The 15892-nt window shown below is 66.6% G+C and carries 14 protein-coding genes, 1 other RNA gene and 2 pseudogenes; 14 read left to right on the plus strand and 3 right to left on the minus strand.

The features are described 5' to 3' along the window. Nucleotides 1–12: 12 nt before the first annotated feature. From H0I39_RS15260 to H0I39_RS15275, 4 genes are all read left to right on the plus strand, one after another. Entirely contained in the window at nucleotides 13–993 is a 981-nt protein-coding gene (locus H0I39_RS15260) for a Bug family tripartite tricarboxylate transporter substrate binding protein (protein ID WP_180551053.1), read from the plus strand. A gap of 3 nt (nucleotides 994–996) precedes the next feature. Beyond that, nucleotides 997–1794, plus strand: coding sequence for an enoyl-CoA hydratase/isomerase family protein (locus H0I39_RS15265; RefSeq protein WP_180551054.1), 798 nt, complete (start codon nucleotides 997–999; stop codon nucleotides 1792–1794). Nucleotides 1795–1817: 23 nt separating this feature from the next. Next, nucleotides 1818–3401: a malonate--CoA ligase gene (locus H0I39_RS15270; RefSeq protein ID WP_180551055.1), complete on the plus strand. Its 1584-nt coding sequence runs from the start codon at nucleotides 1818–1820 to the stop codon at nucleotides 3399–3401. Between the two features lie 106 nt (nucleotides 3402–3507). Then, nucleotides 3508–4125, plus strand: a complete 618-nt coding sequence (locus tag H0I39_RS15275) for a LapA family protein (protein ID WP_180551056.1) — start codon at nucleotides 3508–3510, stop codon at nucleotides 4123–4125. Between the two features lie 114 nt (nucleotides 4126–4239). Here H0I39_RS15275 and H0I39_RS15280 read toward each other — a convergent pair whose 3' ends face one another. After that, complete coding sequence (locus H0I39_RS15280; RefSeq protein ID WP_180551057.1) at nucleotides 4240–4683, minus strand: universal stress protein; 444 nt, start codon at nucleotides 4681–4683, stop codon at nucleotides 4240–4242. Between the two features lie 359 nt (nucleotides 4684–5042). Here H0I39_RS15280 and H0I39_RS15285 point away from each other — a divergent pair. The 9 genes and pseudogenes from H0I39_RS15285 (at nucleotide 5043) to H0I39_RS15325 (ending at nucleotide 13263) form a co-directional block, all read left to right on the plus strand. Next, nucleotides 5043–7188: pseudogene (locus H0I39_RS15285) on the plus strand (heavy metal translocating P-type ATPase). Further along, on the plus strand, nucleotides 7188–7325 hold the full coding sequence (gene ccoS / locus H0I39_RS15290; protein WP_180551058.1) for a cbb3-type cytochrome oxidase assembly protein CcoS: 138 nt from the start codon (nucleotides 7188–7190) through the stop codon (nucleotides 7323–7325). The pseudogene H0I39_RS15285 and the gene ccoS overlap by 1 nt, the downstream one beginning before the upstream one ends. Before the next feature lie 68 nt (nucleotides 7326–7393). Beyond that, a complete protein-coding gene (gene ccoN, locus H0I39_RS15295) occupies nucleotides 7394–8830 on the plus strand; it encodes a cytochrome-c oxidase, cbb3-type subunit I (RefSeq protein WP_180551059.1) in 1437 nt (478 codons plus the stop codon). A 19-nt stretch (nucleotides 8831–8849) separates the two neighbouring features. Beyond that, nucleotides 8850–9467: a cytochrome-c oxidase, cbb3-type subunit II gene (ccoO, locus tag H0I39_RS15300; protein WP_180551060.1), complete on the plus strand. Its 618-nt coding sequence runs from the start codon at nucleotides 8850–8852 to the stop codon at nucleotides 9465–9467. 18 nt (nucleotides 9468–9485) lie between these two features. Further along, nucleotides 9486–9623 (plus strand): cbb3-type cytochrome oxidase subunit 3, encoded by a 138-nt coding sequence (locus tag H0I39_RS15305; protein WP_180551061.1) that lies wholly within the window; start codon nucleotides 9486–9488, stop codon nucleotides 9621–9623. A gap of 36 nt (nucleotides 9624–9659) precedes the next feature. Further along, nucleotides 9660–10967, plus strand: a complete 1308-nt coding sequence (gene ccoP, locus H0I39_RS15310) for a cytochrome-c oxidase, cbb3-type subunit III (RefSeq protein WP_180551062.1) — start codon at nucleotides 9660–9662, stop codon at nucleotides 10965–10967. 301 nt (nucleotides 10968–11268) lie between these two features. Further along, nucleotides 11269–12636: a cytochrome c oxidase accessory protein CcoG gene (ccoG, locus tag H0I39_RS15315; protein ID WP_180551063.1), complete on the plus strand. Its 1368-nt coding sequence runs from the start codon at nucleotides 11269–11271 to the stop codon at nucleotides 12634–12636. Between the two features lie 6 nt (nucleotides 12637–12642). After that, on the plus strand, nucleotides 12643–12960 hold the full coding sequence (locus H0I39_RS15320; protein WP_180551064.1) for a nitrogen fixation protein FixH: 318 nt from the start codon (nucleotides 12643–12645) through the stop codon (nucleotides 12958–12960). A gap of 33 nt (nucleotides 12961–12993) precedes the next feature. Next, on the plus strand, nucleotides 12994–13263 hold the full coding sequence (locus tag H0I39_RS15325) for a hypothetical protein (RefSeq protein WP_180551065.1): 270 nt from the start codon (nucleotides 12994–12996) through the stop codon (nucleotides 13261–13263). A gap of 114 nt (nucleotides 13264–13377) precedes the next feature. On the opposite strand, the gene ffs is transcribed toward H0I39_RS15325, so the two are convergent. Together ffs and H0I39_RS15335 are read right to left on the minus strand one after the other, a co-directional pair. Further along, nucleotides 13378–13474: signal recognition particle sRNA small type (ffs, locus tag H0I39_RS15330), an RNA gene on the minus strand. A 5-nt stretch (nucleotides 13475–13479) separates the two neighbouring features. Further along, a complete protein-coding gene (locus H0I39_RS15335) occupies nucleotides 13480–13731 on the minus strand; it encodes a hypothetical protein (RefSeq protein WP_180551066.1) in 252 nt (83 codons plus the stop codon). A gap of 167 nt (nucleotides 13732–13898) precedes the next feature. Between H0I39_RS15335 and dnaX the strand changes: the two are divergent. Then, nucleotides 13899–15865, plus strand: a pseudogene (gene dnaX / locus H0I39_RS15340) (DNA polymerase III subunit gamma/tau). The last annotated feature ends 27 nt before the right edge of the window (nucleotides 15866–15892 follow it).

The raw sequence follows: 15892 nt of genomic DNA on the forward strand, positions 1-15892 counted from the left end.
GAGACTGAAACCATGCGCTTTTCCATCCGCCGCCGCCAGATCATGATGGCCGCATCCGCCTGCGCGCTGCCGCTGGCCGTGCGGGCGCAAGCCGGCTGGCCCGGCAAGCCGGTCAATATGATCGTGCCGTTTCCGGCCGGTGGCGGCACCGACGCCTTCGCGCGCCCGCTGGCGGCGCAGTTCAGCAAGCTGACCGGCCAGACGCTGGTGATCGACAACCGCGGCGGCGCCGGCGGCACGCTGGGCGCCTCGGTGGCGGCCAAGCTGCCGGGCGATGGCTATCACCTGTTCATGGGCGGCGCGCACCACATGGTGGCGCCCAGCATGTACCCCCGGCTGGATTACGACATCGAGAAGGACTTCGTGCCGCTGATCCAGGTGGCCAGCGTGCCGCAGGTGCTGGTGGTGAACCCCAAGCGCGTGCCGCAGGCCACGGCGAAGGAGCTGATCGAGCACCTGCGCAGGAACCCGGGCAAGATGAACTACGCCTCGGCCGGCGCCGGCTCGGTGCACCACCTGGCGGGCGAGCTGTTCAAGATCCAGACCAGGACCTTCATCACCCACATTCCGTACCGCGGCGCCGGCCCGGCGCTGCAGGACCTGATCGCCGGCACGGTGGACATGGCCTTCGACGGCCTGGGTTCGTCGGCCGGGCACATCGCCGGTGGCCGCATCAAGGCGCTGATGGTGGCGGGCGACAAGCGCAACCCGGCCATCCCCGACGCGCCCAGCGCCGCCGAGGTGGGCCTGCCCGACTACAAGGTGAGCACCTGGTACGGCATCTGGGCGCCCAAGGGAATGCCGGCGGATGCCCAGGCGGCGGCCATCGAGGCGATCCGCAAGAGCGTGCAGGCCGACGAGGCCAAGGCCGTGTGGGACAAGCAGGGCGCGGCCTTCCCCAACGTGGCCGGCCCGCAGTTCGCGCAGCTGATCCACGGCGAAATCCGCAAGTGGGCCGAGGTGGTGAAAGCCTCGGGCGCCAAGCTGGAGTAGCGCTTGGCAGGCCACGTAGCGCTGGACAGCGACGGCGACGGGCGCATCGCCGTCGTCACGCTGTCCCATCGCACCAAGTTCAATGCCATGTCGCGCGCCATGTGGCGCGAGCTGAAGGACGTGTTCACCCGCATCCAGGCCGCCACCCACTGGCGCTGCGTGCTGCTGCGAGGCGCGGGCGCGCACTTCTGCGCCGGTGGCGACATTGCCGAGTACCCCGACTTCCGCTTCGACGTCGCGCAACTGCGCGCCTTCCACGAGGACGCGGTGTGGGGCGGCCTGCAGTCCGTGCTGGATTGCGACGTGCCCATCGTCGCCGCCATCGAGGGCAACTGCATGGGCGCGGGGGTGGAGATCGCCAGCGCCTGCGACATCCGCGTTGCCGCCGACGACGCCAAGTTCGGCGCGCCCATTGCCAAGCTCGGCTTTCCGATGGCGCCGCGCGAGGCGCAGCTGGTGGCGCGCGTGGCCGGCGAGGCCACGGCGCGCGAGCTGCTGCTGGAGGCCGCCGTGCTGGGCGCGCCCGAGATGAAGGCGCGCGGCTTTCTGCACCGCGTCGAATCGCCAGAGCATCTGCAGGCCCATGCGCTGGAGCGCGCGCGCCGCATCGCCACGCTGGCGCCCCAGGCAGCGCGCCTGAACAAGCAGACGTTTCGGGCATTGAATCAGGCCTCAGCGCCCGTGGATACTGCGCAAGCAGCTATTGATAATATAGTAAAAAGCGCCTATGACTACGCCGACAGCGCCGAGCACCGTGAAGGCATCGAAGCCTTTCTGAGCAAGCGCCCGGCACGTTTCTGACTTCGATTCCCGTCCCATCCGCCATGCCCAACCAGAACCTTTTTTCCGCCCTGCGCGCCGCCTTTCCCGCCGACCTGGACAGCATCGCCGTCGAGACCGACAACGGCCTGGCCTACTCCTGGCGCGATCTCGACCGCGCCACTGCCATGGTGGCCAACCTGCTGCAGTCGCTCGACATTCCGAAGTCGCAAGATGGCGTGCCGCCGCGCGTGGCCGTGCAGGTCGAGAAGTCGGTCGAGGCCATGGTGCTGTACCTGGCCACGCTGCGCGCGGGCTTCGTGTTCCTGCCGCTCAACACCGCCTACCAGAGCGCCGAGATCGAGTACTTCATCGGCAACGCCGAACCGGCGGTGGTGGTGTGCACGGGCAAGAACTTCGCATGGGTCAGCCAGATCGCCTTCCAGGCCGGCACGCGCCACGTGTTCACGCTGGACGACGACCGCAGCGGCAGCCTCTTGGCCCGCGCCGCGCACTGCAGCGACCGCCAGACGCCGGTGCAGAAACGGGCCGACGACCTGGCCGCGATCCTGTACACCAGCGGCACCACGGGCCGCAGCAAGGGCGCGATGCTGTCGCACGGCAACCTGCTGAGCAACGCGGTGATGCTGAAGGACTACTGGGGCTGGGTGGCCACCGGAGGGTCTGAAGGCCGAGGCGACGTGCTGATCCACGCGCTGCCCATCTTCCACGTGCACGGCCTTTTTGTCGCCATTCATGGCGCGCTGCTCAACGGCAGCAAGATGCTGTGGCACGGCAAGTTCGATCCGAAGAAAGTCATCGCCGATCTGCCGCGCGCCACCGTGTTCATGGGCGTGCCCACGCTGTACGTGCGCATGCTGGCCGAGCCTGCGTTGACGAAGCAGCAGGCGGCGCACATGCGGCTGTTCATCAGCGGCTCGGCGCCACTGCTGCTCGAGACCTTCAACGAATGGCGCGAGCGCACCGGCCACACCATCCTCGAGCGCTACGGCATGAGCGAGACCATCATGCTCACCAGCAACCCGTACAGCGCCGACGGTCGCTATCAGAACCAGAGCGAGCGGCGCGGCGGCACGGTGGGTTTTCCGCTGCCGGGTGTCGGCGTGCGCGTGCGCGACGACGCCGGCCAGCCCGTGGCCGAGGGCGAGATCGGCAACATCCAGGTGATGGGCGAGAACGTGTTTTCGGGCTACTGGCGCATGCCCGAGAAGACAGCCGAGGAGTTCACCGCCGACGGCTGGTTCAAGACCGGCGACGTGGGCCTGCAGGACGCGCGCGGCTACGTCACCATCGTCGGCCGCAGCAAGGACCTGATCATCAGCGGCGGCTACAACGTGTATCCGGCCGAGATCGAGGGTTACCTGAACGACATGCCGGGCGTGGCCGAGAGCGCCATCGTCGGTGTGCCGCATCCGGATTTTGGCGAGGTGGGTGTGGCGGTGGTCATCGCCAAGCCGGGCGCCAGGCTGGATGCCGATGGGCTGGTTGGTGCGCTGAAAGCGAAACTGGCCAACTTCAAGATTCCCAAGCGCTGCTTCATCGCCAGCGAACTGCCGCGCAACACCATGGGGAAGGTGCAGAAGAACCTGCTGCGCGACCAGTACAAGGCGCTGTTCGACCGGTCGTGACTGACGGCGTTGGCTGACAGGGGTGCGCGGGGGCGCGGGTAAACTCGTTGCCGAACGGCCGCCTTGTAGCAGGCCAGAAGAACACACACTACGCGAAGGAAACTGCATGTCGCTGCGAGCACTGCTTTTGCTGATCATCGGCGCCGCCATCGTGGCGTTCATCGGCGTCAACTGGACGGCGATGACCATGCCGACCGACCTCAACCTGATCTTCACCGAGATCCGCGCGCCGCTCGGCTTGGTGCTGCTGGGCCTGATGGCGCTGCTGTCGGTGGTGTTCGTGGGCCTGATCGCCTACACGCAGGGCACGGTGCTGATGGAAACGCGCCGCCACGCCAAGGAACTGACGGCCCAGCGCGAACTGGCCGACAAGGCCGAGGCTTCGCGCTTCACCGACCTGCGCGCGCACCTGGATAAGGAGGTGGCGCGCTTGTCCGAAGTCATCGACAACCACACGCGCGAAACGCTGGCCCGCGTGGACCGTGCCGAGATGGGGCTGCGTGATCGTCCGGTGGACCTGGAAGTCGGTCGCCTGGTGCAGGCGGTGGAAAGCCACAACCGCGATCTGCATGCGCGCGTCGACCGCCTCGAAATGGGCCTGCGCGAAGGTCTGGCGGGTTATGTGCCAGCGCCGGCCAGCGTGCGCCCCGCCATCACCGGCACGCCGGTGCAGCCGCCGGAAAGCACCGACGAAGACCCCATCGGGACGGCCGTGCCGCGCTGATCGAACCGCGGCCCCTCACTAAACAACAAGGGCTTCAGGTCAAATCGACCTGAAGCCCTTGTCGTTATTGCGCAGGCAGCTATCGAAACAGAAGCGTGCTACAGCCTGGGTGCATCAACGCAGCACCAGCACCGGGATTTCGGAGTGCGTCAGCACCTGCTGTGTCTCGCTGCCCAGCAGCAGGCGCTTGACGCCCTTGCGGCCATGCGAGGCCATGACGATGATGTCGGCCTTGTGCTTCTTCGCGGCGGCAATCAGCGCGTCGGACACCACGTCCGATTTGGCCAGCACGGGCTTGACCTTCACGCCCTTGGCCTCGCCGGCCTTCTTGACGGCATCGACGATCTCCTGGCCGTCGGCGGCCCACTGCTGTTCGACGCGCGAAACGTCCTCCGTCGACAGCGGGATCGAGCCCTCGAAGTAGCTTTGCGGGTAGCGCGGCACGACCTTGAGCGCGATCAGTTCCGCGCCGCACAGGGCAGCCAGGTTGATGGCGCTGTCGACGGCCTTCTTGGACAGTTTGGAGCCGTCGGTGGCGACGAGGATGCGGCTGTACATGATTGGTTCTCCTGAAAATGTGGTGACTCGGGCGCGGCACCGGCATTGATGCTGGGCAATTCACTCCAAGCGCGACGATACATTATCCGTGCAGCGCTCGGCGGCTATTGACTGAAGTCAAGCCCGTGTCAACCAAAGGGTGTACAGTCCACGCCGTGATCCAAGGTGCAAGCGCGATTTCTTCGGCCGCCGTGGCAGGCGAGGCAGCGTTTCCGGAACGCGCTGAGCCGACCCGCGGCGACGCTGCCTGGCAACTGCTCGACGAGCGCGACGAGTGGCTGGAGTTCAGCCGTCCCGTGGGTGCAAGCGCCGGCGACGCCGAACAGGGTGTGTGGGAGTCGAACGTCGTGTTCGAGGGCATGCACTGCGCCGCCTGTGCCGTGACCATCGAGCAGGCCCTGCGCGCCACCCCGGAGTGCGCGAGGCGGATATCAGCGCCGCTGCACACCGCGGCCGCGTGGTGTGGGACGAGTCGGCCACCAAGCCTTCCGACTGGATGCAGGCGGTGCTGCGCACCGGCTACCGGCCATTGCCGGCCAGCGACGCGTTCGCGGCGGAACGCCGCCAGGCCGAGACGCGCAAGATGATGTGGCGCCTGGGCGTGGCGGGCGTGTGCATGATGCAGGTGATGATGTACGCCACGCCGGAGTACTTCACCAGCGCGGGCGAGATGGAGGCCGACACCGTGCGCCTGCTGCGCTGGGCGCAATGGGTGCTGTCGATTCCGGTGGTGCTGTTCTCGTGCCAGCCGTTCTTTCGCAACGCGTGGCTCGACCTGAAGCTGCGCCGCGTCAGCATGGATCTGCCGGTGGCGCTGGGCATGCTGATCACCTTCGTGGTCAGTTCGCTGGGCACCTTCGAACCGCAGGGCGTGTTCGGGCACCAGGTGTATTTCGATTCGCTCACCATGTTCGTGTTCTTCCTGCTCACCGGGCGCTGGCTGGAACTGCGCCTGCGCGACCGCACGGCCGGTGCGCTGGAGGCGCTGATGCACCGTCTGCCCGACAGCGTGCAGCGCCAGAGCGGTGCCGGCGGCTGGGAGCGGGTGTCGGTGCGGCGCGTGCGTGTGGGCGACGTGCTGCGCGTGTTGCCGGGCGAGGTGTTTCCGGCGGATGGGCTGGTGCTGCGCGGCGAGACTTCGGCCGACGAGTCGCTGCTCACCGGCGAATCGACGCCGCTGGCGCGCGGCCAGGGCCAGCGCGTGATCGCCGGTAGCCACAACCTGACGGCGCCGGTGGACATGCGGGTGGAGCAGATCGGCGGCGACACACGCTACGCGCAGATCGTGGCGCTGATGGAGCAGGCTTCCACCAGCAAGCCGCAGATCGCGTTGCTGGCCGACCGCCTGGCCAAGCCTTTCCTGATCTTCGTGCTGCTGGCGGCGGGACTGGCCTGCATCTGGTGGTGGCCCACCGATCCCGGCCATGCGCTGATGATCGCCGTGGCGATCCTGGTGGTCACCTGCCCCTGCGCGCTGTCGCTGGCCACGCCCGCGGCCATGCTGGCCAGCGCGGGCGCGCTGGCCAGGAGGGGTGTGCTGGTTCGGCGGCTGCAGGCGCTGGAGGCCTTGGCGCAGGTCGACATGGTGGTGTTCGACAAGACCGGCACGCTGACGCGCGATGCCTTCGTGCTGGAGGACCTGCGCTTGCGCGACGGCGTGAGCCGGGCCCAGGCGCTGGCCCTGGCCGCGGCGCTGGCGCGTGACAGCCTGCATCCGGTGTCGCGTGCGCTGGTCGATGCGGCACGGGCCGAGGGTCGGGCTCCAGCGGAGAAACGCCTGTGCTGGCGGCGCTGGAGGAAGTGGCCGGGCAGGGCGTCAAGGCACGGCTGGCGAACGGCCATGAAGTGCGCCTGGGGTCGGCCGCATTCTTCGGTGTGCCGGTCACCAACGGCTCCGGGCCGAGCAGCCATCTGAGTGATGGGCAAGGTTGGCTGGCCAGCTTTCACTTCCGCGAGGATGCGCGCGACGATGCGCAGGCTTCGGTGGCGGCGCTGAAGGATGATGGCGTGAAGGTGCGCCTGCTGTCGGGTGACCGGCACGACGCGGCGGCGCGCCTTGGCGCGCTCGTGGGCATCGACGATGCGCGCGGTGGCTGCCTGCCGGACGACAAGCTGGCCCTGATGCAGCAGGCCCAGGCCGAGGGTGCGACCGTTGCCATGGTGGGCGATGGCCTGAACGATGGGCCGGTGCTGGCCGGCGCCAACGTGTCGTTCGCGTTCGGCCGTTCGGTGCCGCTGGCGCGGGCGCAGGCCGACTTCGTGGTGCTGGGGGATCGCCTGTCGCTGATTCCCGCATGCCGTGCCAAGGCCCGCCGCACCATGCGCATCGTCAGGCAGAATCTCGGCTGGGCGGCGGCCTACAACGCCATCGGCGTGCCGCTGGCGATGATGGGTTGGGTGTCGGCCTGGCTGGCCGGGCTGGGCATGGCAGCCAGTTCGCTGCTGGTGGTGATCAACGCGCTGCGTCTGTCCTACGATGAGCGGCCGCACGAAAAGGTGCACTGATGGACATTCTTTACTTGCTCATCCCGCTGTCGGTCGTGCTGGTGTTCTTCATTCTCGGCGCGCTCTGGTGGGCCATCTACCGTGGCCAGTTCGACGACGTTGACCGCGAAGGCGAGCGGATTTTCGAGCACGATTGACACACATCAATCAAGCCCGATAATCTGAATCGGGATACTCCAAAAAGTTTTTTCAGGAAGAGGTGGAAATGACATTCGCCAATACGCAAGCCACGGTCTACAACGACAAGGTGGTCAGGCAGTTCGCCGTGATGACGGTGGTCTGGGGCGTGGTCGGCATGCTGGTGGGCGTGATCATCGCCGCGCAGCTGACCTGGCCGCAGTTGAACCCGGGCATTTCATGGCTCAGCTACGGTCGATTGCGGCCGCTGCACACCAATGCGGTGATCTTTGCGTTCGGTGGCTGCGGCCTGTTTGCAACGGCCTATTACGTGGTGCAGCGCACCTGCCAGGTGCGCTTGTTCTCCGACAAGCTCGCGGCGTTCACATTCTGGGGCTGGCAGCTGGTGATCCTGGCGACTGCCATCACGCTGCCGCTGGGCCTGAACAGCAGCAAGGAATACGCCGAAATGGAGTGGCCGATCGACGTGCTGATCGCGCTGGTCTGGGTGTCCTTCGCCGTGGTGTTCTTCGGCACGGTGGGCACGCGCCGGGTCAAGCACATCTATGTGGCCAACTGGTTCTACGGCGGCTTCATCCTGGCCATCGCGCTGCTGCACATCGTCAACAGCGCGGCGCTGCCGGTCGGCCTGTTCAAGTCCTACTCGGCCTATGCCGGCGTGCAGGACGCCATGGTGCAGTGGTGGTACGGCCACAACGCCGTGGGCTTCTTCCTGACCACCGGCTTCCTGGGCATGATGTACTACTTCATCCCCAAGCAGGCCGAGCGCCCGGTGTACAGCTACCGCCTGTCCATCGTCCACTTCTGGGCGCTGATCTTCACCTACATGTGGGCCGGCCCGCACCACCTGCACTACACCGCGCTGCCCGACTGGGCGCAGAGCGTGGGCATGGTGTTCTCGCTGATCCTGCTGGCACCCAGCTGGGGCGGCATGATGAACGGCATCATGACGCTGTCGGGCGCCTGGCACAAACTGCGTGACGACCCCATCCTGCGCTTCCTGATCGTGTCGCTGTCGTTCTACGGCATGTCCACGTTCGAAGGCCCGATGATGTCGATCAAGACCGTCAACGCGCTGTCGCACTACACCGATTGGACGGTGGGCCACGTGCACTCCGGCGCGCTGGGCTGGGTCGGCCTGATCACCATCGGCTCCATCTACTACCTGCTGCCGCGTCTGTTCGGCCAGCGTCAGATGTACAGCATCAAGGCCATCGAGGTGCATTTCTGGATTGCCACCATCGGTATCGTCGTGTACATCGCCGCGATGTGGATTGCCGGCGTGATGCAGGGCCTGATGTGGCGTGCAGTCAACGCCGACGGCACGCTGACCTACACCTTCGTCGAATCGGTCAAGGCCACGTATCCGTTCTACGTGCTGCGCCTGATCGGTGGTCTGCTGTACCTGAGTGGCATGGTGGTCATGCTGTGGAACATGCTCAAGACCATCGCTGCCGGCCGTGTGGTCCAGGTTCAGATTCCCGCGGTCGCGGCCCACGCCTGATCAGAGGAGGTAAGGAATCATGGCAGCAGAAAAAATCACCGGCCACGCCAAGATCGAAACCAACAACTTCCTGATGATCGTGCTGATCCTGCTGGTGGTCTCTGTCGGAGGCCTGGTGGAGATCGTGCCGCTGTTCTTCCAGAAGTCGACCACGCAGCCGATCGAGGGTCTCAAGCCCTACACCGCGCTGCAGGTCGTGGGGCGCGACGTGTACGTTCGCGAGGGCTGCAACAACTGCCACACGCAGATGGTGCGCCCGTTCCGCGCCGAGGCGCTGCGCTATGGGCCGTATTCGGTGGCGGGTGAGTTCGTGTACGACCACCCGCACCTGTGGGGCAGCAAGCGCACCGGACCGGACCTGGGGCGCGTGGGCGGCCGCTACAGCGACGACTGGCACCGCGCGCACCTGAACAACCCGCGCGATGTGGTGCCCGAGTCGAACATGCCGGCCTACCCCTGGCTGGAAAAGAACGCCGCCAACGCCGGCACGATCCAGGCGCACATGCGCGGCCTGCGCACGCTGGGCGCGCCCTACACCGACGAGGAAATCGCCAAGGCGCCGGAAGAGGTGAAGGGTAAAACCGAAATGGACGCCGTCATCGCCTACCTGCAGGTGCTGGGCATTCACCGCAAGTAAGTCTGGTCAAGCATCATCATGGACATCAACCTTCTGCGCAGCATCGTGACCGTGGTGGCGTTTGTCGTCTTCATCGGCATCGTCGCCTGGGCCTGGTCGCGCCGCAACAAGGCGCGGTTCGACGAGGCGGCGCGTTTGCCTTTCGAGCAGGATTGACCCAGTACGGCACAGCCAGCAGGCAAGGAACAAAAAATGAGCGACTTCACGAGCAATTTCTGGTCGATTTTCATCACGGGCATCACGCTGCTCGGCATCTTCGGCTGCCTGGCCCTGTTGTGGATCAGTGGCAAGACCAAGGCCATGACGGCCGCGGACAACACCACGGGTCACGTCTGGGACGGTGATCTGCGCGAGATGAACAACCCGCTGCCGCGCTGGTGGGTGGGCCTGTTCATCATCACCTGCGTGTTCTCGCTGGCGTATCTTTACCTCTATCCCGGCCTCGGTTCGTACAAGGGCTCGCTGGGCTGGACGCAGGTCGGCCAGTTCGAGACCGAGGTGGCGCGTGGCAACGAGCAGACGGCACCCATCTACGCGGCGTTCGCGGGCAAGAGCACCGAGGACCTGGCCAAGGACCCGCAGGCCATGGCCATCGGCGACCGCCTGTTCATGAACAACTGCGCGCAATGCCATGGTTCGGACGCACGCGGCAGCACCGGGTTCCCCAATCTGACCGACGCGCAATGGAACTGGGGTGGCACGCCGGAGCACATCCACGCGTCCATCGCCCAGGGCCGCACCGGCATCATGACGCCCATGGCGGCGGCCGTCGGTTCGTCCGATGACGTGCGCAACCTGGCCAACTACGTGCTCAACCTGTCGAACTCGCCGCACGACTCGGTGCGCGCCAACCTCGGCCGCGACAAGTTTGTGGCGTGCGCCGCCTGCCATGGCGCGGACGGCAAAGGCAACCAGGCTCTGGGCTCGCCCGATCTGACCAGCGGCGTGTTCGTGCACGGCCCCGGCGTCGAGGCGCACATCGTCGACATGATCAACAACGGCAAGACCGGCGTCATGCCGGCCTGGGAAAGCAAGTTCACGCCCGAACAACTGAACGTGCTGACGGCCTACGTGTGGGGCAAGGGCGGTGGCGTGGCCGGTGCCGCACCCGCGGCAGCGGCCCCTGCAACTGCCGCACCGGCTGCTCCGGCCGCCGCGGCGCCTGCAGCCGGTGATGCGGCTTCGGTGGTGGTCGAGAACGGTGTGGTCAAGTTCTTCTTCGCCACCGGCAAGGCCGACCTCGCTGCCGGTGCCGACACGGCCTTGGCCGACGTGATCGCCGGCGTGCAGGCCGGCAAGAAAGCCGTGGTGAGCGGTTTCGTCGACAGCAGCGGCAACGCAGCGCAGAACGAGGAACTGGCCAAGCAGCGTGCCTTCGCGGTGCGCGACCAGCTCAAGGCGCTGGGTGTGGCTGAAGACAGCATCGAGCTGAAGAAGCCGGAGAACATCGAAGCCGGTGCCGGCGCCCAGGCGCGCCGCGTGGAGGTCAACCTCGTGTGAGCGAGCGAGGGGGCCGCGTGGTCGCCCGACGATTCGGATAACTCCTGATTCGATAGCTGGCAGCGCAGGTCCCATCTTGGTTGGCATCGTTTTGTGCTTGATGTCAACAGCGTGATGGGGCGCGGTGCGCCTCTTTTTCTGGAGTGACCTGGCTGGCTGCGGGCGATGGATGGCTGACCGCGGCGCGCCAGAGAGGGACGTACTAGACTTCAGCCATCCTTTGTCTCTTGACAGACAGGTTGATGTGAGCAAGTCGCCCCCTTCCGATAAAACCGCTGCTGGCATCGCTGGCGACGAAGTGATGGTGTCTCTGTACGAGGCCCAGAAGAAGATCTACCCGCGCAGCGTGACGGGTCTGTACACCAAATGGCGCTGGTTCTTCGTTTTCGCCACCCAGATCTTCTTCTATGGCATGCCCTGGCTGCAGTGGGGCGATCGGCAGGCCATGCTTTTCGATCTGGATGCACGGCGCTTCTACATCTTCGGCCTGGTCCTGTACCCCCAGGACGTCATCTACCTCGCGGCCATCCTCATCATCTCGGCCATGTTGCTGTTCCTGTTCACGGCGGTGGCAGGACGGCAGTGGTGCGGCTATACCTGTCCGCAGACGGTCTACACCGAGATCTACCTCTGGATCGAGCGCAGGATCGAAGGTGACCGCTCGGCCCGCATGCGGCTCGACGCCGCGCCGATGTCGGCCGCCAAATTCTCGCGCAAGGCGCTCAAGCAGGTCGTCTGGATCGCGTTCGGCCTTTGGACGGGCTTCACCTTCGTCGGCTACTTCACGCCCATCCGCGAACTCGCCGGCCATGTGCTGAGCTGGACGCTCGGTCCGTGGGAAATTTTCTGGATCTTCTTCTACGGCTTCGCCACCTACGGCAACGCCGGCTACATGCGCGAGCAGGTGTGCAAGTACATGTGCCCCTACGCGCGCTTCCAGAGCGCCATGTTCGACAAGGACACGCTCATCGTCACCTACGACGCCAAGCGCGGCGAGCCGCGCGGCGGGAGGTCCAAGAGCGCCGATCCCAAGGCGCTGGGCCTGGGTGATTGCGTCAACTGCACCCTGTGCGTGCAGGTGTGCCCGACCGGCATCGACATCCGCAACGGCCTGCAGTACGAGTGCATCAGCTGCGCGGCCTGCATCGACGTCTGCGACGACGTCATGGACAAGGTCGGCTATCCGCGCGGCCTGATCCGCTATTCCACCGAACACGCGCTGGAACAAGGCTGGGGCGGCAAGCAGATCCTGCGCCACGTGCTGCGTCCCCGCGTGCTGATCTATTCCGCCATCCTGGCGGCGGTCACCATTGCACTGATCGCCAGCCTGTTCCTGCGCACGCCCTTCAAGGTCGACATCGTGCGCGACCGTGCCACCCTGGCACGCCTGGTCGAAGGCGGCAAGATCGAGAACGTCTACCGCATCCAGGTCATGAACGCGACCGAGCGGCCGCAGACCTTCACCCTGTCGGCCGACGGCCTGCCGGGGCTGGAACTGGTCACCGACAAGACCGTCACCATCGACGGCGCGCAATCCCTGTGGGTGCCGGTGCGTCTGCAGCTGCCCTGGGGCACGGCCAACGCCGGCTCGCACGAGATTCACTTCAACGTGCAGGCACCGGGCGTGGGCGAGGTGCGCGAGAAATCCGTCTTCATGGTTCCAAGGTAAGCATCGATGAGCACTCTTCCTTCTTCGCCCGCCGTGGCACCGCACTCCGGCCCGTGGTGGAAGCACCCCATCATGTGGATGGTGGTGGGTGGCCCCACCGTCGTGGTGGTGGCCTCCTTCATCACGCTGTACCTGGCCATCAGTCGTCCCGACCCGGTGTATTCGGACGCCCGGCGGCCCGATGCGCCGGTCGTGCAGCCGGCCGATGAGGTGGGCAAGGCCGAACTGACACCCGCCATGCAGGCGCGCAACCATGCGGCCACCGGCGGCCTGCCCAAGGGCGCCGAGGCGCCCGCCTCGGCGGCGGCCCCTGCCCAGCGCTGAATTTCATCAACCGTCCTGATAGGAACGATGCCCATGCTGCGTGAACGATTGATGTGGATCGCCTGGCCTGCCTTTCTGGTGGCCGCGGTGCTGGAGATGATGGTCTTCGCCGTGCTCGACCCGGAGATGCTGACGCTGTTCGGCGAGCGTGCCGGCTGGTCGCGCTACGCGGTCTACACCGTCACCTTCTTCATCTTCTGGTTCATGATGATGGTGTCCAGCGCGCTGACCACCTTGCTGGCCATGTCGCCGTTCGAGCTCAACCGGCGCAAGACGGCGTCGCTGCCGCCCTCGCACCACTGACCGGGTGCCGGCAGGGCGCTGTTGGATTCGGAGGAAATGGTGCCTCAGCCGGCACCAGCTCTGCGCAAGAAGCTATCTTTAGCGTAGCAAATCTGCGGCACAGAGAAAGAAGAAGGTGACGAGCCTTTGCCCCGGCACTGGCTCCAAAGTTAGGGCTGCTTGGTTCCCCACCTGACCCGGTTGGCTCCTTCACCATGCGGGAAGGCCCGTCGCGGCCTATTGTACGGCTTGCAGCCTTCGCTGCGCTTCGGCGGGGCCGAAGCTGAGGGCCAGTAGGTTCAGCACCTCGCCGCGCAGCATCGCCAGTTCCTCGGCGTCATGGCTTTCGGCCAAGCGCACCGTCAGTCGGCCGGCACGCGGATGCCGGCAATCGGCCAGCGTGTCGATCAGCGCCGCGGCCTGCGGGTGAATGTCGATGTCGGCCAGATCGGCAAGAGCCGTGTCCGGCGATTCCAGGCGGTGCAACATGGCAAGTGGCGACGGCTTGTCGACGACAAACCGATACCGTTGTTTCTGTTGCGGTGCAGCATACCCTGTTTGGCGCCGACGGGGTGGCTTCCGTGGGGTTTCCGCGTCGTTTCCGAGTCGATCCTCTAATCCGGGGCGTCGCGCTTTCGCCCCGTAGAATCCAGCCCATGTCGTACTTGGTTCTGGCCCGCAAATACCGTCCGCGGAATTTCTCCGAAATGGTGGGTCAGGAGCACGTCGTGCAGGCGCTGACCAATGCCCTGACGCAGCAGCGGCTGCACCACGCCTACCTGTTTACCGGCACGCGCGGCGTTGGCAAGACCACGGTGTCGCGCATCCTGGCCAAGTCGCTCAACTGCACCGGCGCCGACGGGCAGGGCGGCATCACCGCCACGCCCTGCGGCGTGTGCCCGGCCTGCACCGACATCGACGCCGGCCGCTTCGTCGACTACACCGAGCTCGACGCCGCCAGCAACCGCGGAGTGGACGAGGTGCAGGGCCTGCTCGAGCAGGCCGTCTACAAGCCGGTGCAGGGCCGCTTCAAGGTCTTCATGATCGATGAAGTGCACATGCTCACCAACACCGCCTTCAACGCCATGCTGAAGACGCTGGAGGAACCGCCCGAATACCTCAAGTTCGTGCTCGCCACCACCGACCCGCAGAAGGTGCCGGTCACGGTGCTGTCGCGCTGCCTGCAGTTCAACCTGCGGCCGATGGCGCCCGAGACCGTGCTGGCGCACCTGAGCACCGTGCTGGCGGCCGAGAACGTGCCGGCCGATGCCGGCGCGCTGCGCCTGCTGGCGCGCGGCGCGCGCGGCTCGATGCGCGATGCGCTCAGCCTGACCGACCAAGCCATCGCTTTCGGCTCCGGCCGCCTGGAAGAGGCCACCGTGCGCCAGATGCTGGGCAGCGTGGACCGCAGCGTGGTGTTCAGCCTGATCGGCGCGCTGGCCGCGGGTGACGGCAAGGCGGTGGTCGATCTGGTCGAGCAGCTGCGCGCCGCCGGCCAGTCGGCCGCCACCACGCTGGAAGACATGGCCAGCGTGCTGCAGCGCATGGCCGTGCAGCAGGCCGTGCCCGACATGCCGGTCGATGAGACCGACCCCGACGCGCAGGAAACCGCGCGGCTGGCCACCTTGCTGCCGGCCGACGAGACGCAGCTGCTCTACAGCCTGTGCATCCACGGCCGGGCCGAGCTGGGCCTGGCCCCCGACGACTACACCGGCCTGACCATGGTGTTGCTGCGGCTGCTGCCGTTCAAGACCGGCGCCGCACCCCAGGCCAGCGCCGCGGCTGAAAAAACTCTGAAGCCGGCTGAGGCAGCGACGGCGCGTGCCGCCAGCGTGGCCGCAGCGTCGCCAGCGGTGCGTGTCGATGCGCCGGCGGTGGCGCCGCCGGTGGTGCCTGTGGCCCAGCCTGCGGCCCCCGAACCCGACGAATCCCCGCCGACGACTGGGGCGACGATGGCGGCTTCGCGCCGCCCGATGCCCAGCCCGCGGGCGAACCGGCGTTCGAAGATGCCGGCGACGAGCTGCCGCTGGCGCCGCCCTTGGCCGAGCACCCGCCCTTGCAGCCGCTGCCGGTGCGCCCGCAGATGCCGCGCACCGTTCAAGAGGAAAAACAGGCTGCAGCGCCCGCCCCGCGGGCGCCGGCAGCTTCTGAAATCGTAGCAGTCAAGGTGCGCGAAGGCAGCGATTCGCAGCAGCCCGAGCCGCGGCCGGTGCTCACCGAGCTGCCCGCCGTGGTACCGGGTGCCGAGGGCGACTTCTGGCACGCCGTGGTGCAGGACCTGGTGGCGCGCGAGGCCATCACCGCGCTGGTGCGCGAACTGGCGCTGCAGTCGCAGCTGGTGGCGCGCACCGATGGGCAGTGGACGCTGCGCATCGAAAGCGAATCACTCGGCCAGTCGGCCGCGCGCGAGCGCCTGCAGGCGGCGCTGGCCGAGGCCGGGCACGCCGTGCGCCTGCAGGTTGAGATCGGCGCCGTCAGCGACAGCCCGGCGCGCCGCAACAGGATCGCCGCCGACCAGCGCCTGAAGGCCGCCGAATCGCTGCTGCTGGCCGACCCGTTCGTGCAGGAAATGATCCGCGACTTTGGGGCGAAAATCGTCCCCGGAAGCATCAAGCCGCTTTGATGCGTTGAATCTGAACCCGAAGGAAGA

The sequence above is a fragment of the Ottowia beijingensis genome, from assembly GCF_013423955.1.
Taxonomy (GTDB): Bacteria; Pseudomonadota; Gammaproteobacteria; order Burkholderiales; family Burkholderiaceae_C; genus Ottowia; species Ottowia beijingensis.